Source organism: Streptomyces sp. H39-C1 (assembly GCF_027158125.1).
GTDB lineage: Bacteria > Actinomycetota > Actinomycetes > Streptomycetales > Streptomycetaceae > Actinacidiphila > Actinacidiphila fildesensis.
Genome location: NZ_JAPVLS010000210.1, coordinates 1 through 3668, shown reverse-complemented (window position 1 = coordinate 3668; position 3668 = coordinate 1). Strand labels below are relative to the sequence as shown.

Below are 3668 nucleotides of genomic sequence, written 5' to 3'. Positions count from 1 at the left end.
CGCTCAGCGCCGCGAGCGACAGCGCGGCGCTGCCGGCGAGCACCAGGACCACGGCGGCGCGCACGGGCACCTTGCGGACGGCCCACACGGCTGCGGCGAACAGCACCCAGGCGGCGGCGTACCAGTAGAGAAGGTGCCGCGGGTGCGCTTCGGAACCTCCGATGCGGATGGTGACGGCGACGACGGCGGTCAGCGCGGCGACGAGGACTGAGGTGCATACGGTGCGGACTCCCACACCGTCCACCGTGGCAGGTGGAAGCGCCCGGCGGGTTCCTGCCGGGCCCCGCGTCCGCAATCCGTAAGGTCTCGGCGGCGCGTCCGCATTCCGTAAGGAGTCGCCTCCCCTGCCGGAGCCCTGGTCGGGGGTGTGATGGAGGCATGCAGAATCCATCAGACGGGGAGCGTCCCCCGAAGCCTCCGAGCCCCCGGAGCGACCCGCCGAAGAGCTCTCAGGGCAGCGCGCCGAGCACCCCGCCGGGGCCGGGTGCCCCGCCGAGCCGCCCGCCCGTTCCTCCCCGCGCGCGGCTCGCGCTCCCCGATCCGCCGGCGTGGCTGCGCCGCGGCCCGCTCCGCGAGGGGGCGTTCACCGGGCGGCTGCACGACGCGCGGACGGCCACGGTCGTCGGCCGCGCGCTGGGCGCGGCCATCGCGGTGTGCTTCGTGACCGGCCTCGTCAGTCACTATCTGCAGCATCCGCCGGACTGGGCGGCGGACCGGCTGCCCAGCCGTCCGTCGTGGGGCTACCGGCTCACCCAGGGGCTGCACGTGGCGACCGGCATCGCGGCGATCCCGCTGCTGTTCGCGAAGTTGTGGACGGTGTACCCGCGGCTCTTCGCCTGGCCGCCGGCCCGGTCGGTGGGCAAGGCGCTGGAGCGGCTGTCGATCGCGGTGCTGGTCGGGACGGTGCTGCTGCAGTTGCTCACCGGGCTGCTGAACACGCTGCAGTGGTACCCGTGGCCGTGGAACTTCGTGCCCGTGCACTGGGCGCTGGCCTGGGTCGCGATCGGCGCGCTGCTGCTGCATCTGGCGGTGAAGGCACCCGTCATCGCGGCGCACTGGTCGCGGCGTTCGGGCGGCACCGTGGAACTGCCTGCCGCGGACGGGCCGGACCGGCGGGCGTTCGTACTGGGGGTCGGCGCGGCGGTCGGTGCGGTCACGCTGACGACCGTCGGGCAGTCCTTCACCCCGCTGAAGGACTTCGACCTGCTCGCGCCACGGCATCCGGACCACGGCCCGCAGGGACTGCCCGTCAACAAGACCGCGGCCGCGGCCGGGATCACCGCCGCGCGGCTGGCGGACTGGCGGCTGCGGGTCGCCGGGCCGAACCCGTACGAGCTGACGCTGCCCGAACTGCGCGCCCTCGAGCAGCACGCCTCGCTGCTGCCGATCGCCTGCGTCGAGGGCTGGAGCAAGAGCGCGCACTGGGAGGGCGTGCGGGTGCGCGATCTGCTGGACCGGGCGGGCGCCCCGCGCGGGGCGCGGATCAGGGTGGTGTCCCTGCAACAGGGCGGCGCCTACTCGGTGATGGAGATGGGCGCCACGTACGCACGCGATCCGCTGACGCTGCTGGCGCTGACGCTGAACGGCGCGCCGCTCTCCGTCGACCACGGCTTCCCGGCCCGGATCATCGCGCCGAACCGGCCGGGCGTGCTGCAGACGAAGTGGGTATCCCGGCTGGAGGTGCTGGCATGAAGGCGCGTATCGCGCTCGGCGCGGTGGGTGTGGCGGCGATGGGGCTGGGCGCCGTACAGCTGTTCACGAACCGTGCGGTGAAGGCGCCGGTCGAGGTGCTGTTCTGGCTGGCCGGTGCCATCGTGCTGCACGACGCGGTGCTGACGCCGGTGGTCCTGGCCGTCGGCGCGGTGCTGTCCCGGTGGCTGCCGCCGCACATCCGGCGGCCGGTGCGCGCCGGGTTGATCACCGCCGCGTGCCTGACCGCCGTGGCGTTGCCGTTCCTGCTGCGGCCGACCGCGAAGTCCAACCCGTCGGTGCTTCCGCTGGACTATCCCCGCAACACGCTGATCGTGCTGGGGGCGGTGGCCGTGCTCACCGCGCTGGCAGCCGGATGGGCGGCGCTGCGCCGATTTCGATCTCTTCCCAAAAACTAATGCATAGAGAACCTCTCAAGCATTAGCATGTGTGTGTCGGTGGGACAGTCCCACCGACACACACGGGAGGCACGCGCGATGACGGCTCTGGAACTTCCCCGGGTGGCACACCGGTTCGTCGAGGTGGACGGCGTACGAGTCTTCTACCGCGAGGCCGGCGACCCGGACGCCCCGACCCTGCTCCTGCTGCACGGCTTCCCGTCCGCCTCGCACCAGTACCGGCGGCTCATCGACGCGCTCGGCGGCCGGTACCACCTGATCGCCCCCGACTACCCGGGCTTCGGGCACAGCGACGCGCCGGCCTCCCTCACCTACACCTTCGACCTGCTCGCCGATGTCGTGGAAGGCTTCTGCGAGGCCCTCGGCCTGCACCGCTTCACGCTCTACGCCTTCGACTTCGGCTCCCCGGCCGGCTTCCGCCTCGCCGCCCGCCACCCGGAGTGGATCGCGGGGCTCGTGGTGCAGAACGGCAACGCGTACGAGGAGGGGCTCAGCCCGATAGCGCGCGCCTTCGTGGCCGAGCGTCCCGAGGACGAGGGATCCGAGGAGCGGCTGCGCCAGATGCTGACCCCCGCCTTCACCCGCAGCCAGTACGAGGGCGGCACGACCGACGCGTCCACGGTGCCCCCCGAGAGCTGGCTCCTCGACCAGCACTTCCTCGACCTGCCGGGGCGCGATGTGATCCAGCTCCAGCTGGCCTACGACTACCGCAGCAACGTCGAGCTGTACCCGCAGTGGCAGGCCTGGCTGCGCAAGCACCAGCCGCCGACGCTGGTGCTGTGGGGGAACCGCGACGCCATCTTCGTGGAGGCCGGAGCGCACGCGTTCCTGCGCGATGTGCCGGACGCCGAGGTGCACTCCTTCGACACCGGGCACTTCGCGCTGGAGGAGTGCGTCGGGGAGATCGCACCGCTGATCGCCGACTTCCTGGACCGTACGTGGGCGTGAGCCCCGACGCGGGCGCGGTCCCTGGCCACGGGGCTCAGCAGCGCCACAGCTCCGCGAAGTGGCGGCCGTCCACGGACCACTCCTCGATCGTCGTCCAGCCCGTGCCGTCGGCGGCGGATCGCAGCGCGGCCGCGCCCAGCCGGGCCCAGGGGAAGTCGCGGCCGTACCGGCCCCGGCCGTCCTCCACCCGTACGGTGAAGCGCTCGTCGACGTCGTAGGCCGCGGCCTCGACGAGCAACCGGCCACCGGGGGCGACCAGTTCGCCCACCCGTGCGAGTAGCGCCCGCGCGTCGCCACCGATGCCGACATTGCCGTCGATCAGCAGCGCGGTACCCCAGCGGCCTTCGGCGGGCAGCCGGTCGAAGACCGACCGGCACAGCACCGCTCCCCCGATGTCCCGGGTGCGGGCCACGGCCGCCGGGCTGACGTCCACGCCGAGGGCCGGTACTCCGGTGGCCGCGATCGCCGCCACCAGCCGGCCGGGCCCGCAGCCGATGTCGAGCACCGGGCCGCGCCGGCACCGGAACAGCAGCGCGGTGTCGGCGGCGTCCGGCGCCGCGCACCACCGCTCCACGTCCAGGGGCAGCAGCCAGCCGTCCGCCCTGCGCAGGA

Annotated in this window: 4 protein-coding genes and 1 pseudogene; 3 read left to right on the top strand and 2 right to left on the bottom strand. The window is 73.3% G+C overall.

What is annotated here, in order from left to right:
• Positions 1 to 235 (bottom strand): annotated as a pseudogene (locus O3W51_RS47550) (hypothetical protein); the annotation flags it as partial.
• A gap of 143 nt (positions 236 to 378) precedes the next feature.
• Between O3W51_RS47550 and O3W51_RS47545 the strand changes: the two are divergent.
• The 3 genes from O3W51_RS47545 (at position 379) to O3W51_RS47535 (ending at position 3056) form a co-directional block, all read left to right on the top strand.
• Positions 379 to 1692, top strand: coding sequence for a molybdopterin-dependent oxidoreductase (locus O3W51_RS47545; RefSeq protein WP_269290287.1), 1314 nt, complete (start codon positions 379 to 381; stop codon positions 1690 to 1692).
• On the top strand, positions 1689 to 2108 hold the full coding sequence (locus O3W51_RS47540) for a hypothetical protein (protein ID WP_138359575.1): 420 nt from the start codon (positions 1689 to 1691) through the stop codon (positions 2106 to 2108). Before O3W51_RS47545 ends, O3W51_RS47540 begins: the two co-directional genes overlap by 4 nt.
• Before the next feature lie 78 nt (positions 2109 to 2186).
• Entirely contained in the window at positions 2187 to 3056 is an 870-nt protein-coding gene (locus tag O3W51_RS47535) for an alpha/beta fold hydrolase (RefSeq protein WP_269290285.1), read from the top strand.
• 34 nt (positions 3057 to 3090) lie between these two features.
• Here O3W51_RS47535 and O3W51_RS47530 read toward each other — a convergent pair.
• A partial coding sequence (locus O3W51_RS47530; RefSeq protein WP_269290283.1) for a methyltransferase domain-containing protein occupies positions 3091 to 3668 on the bottom strand: 578 nt, incomplete at its 5' end.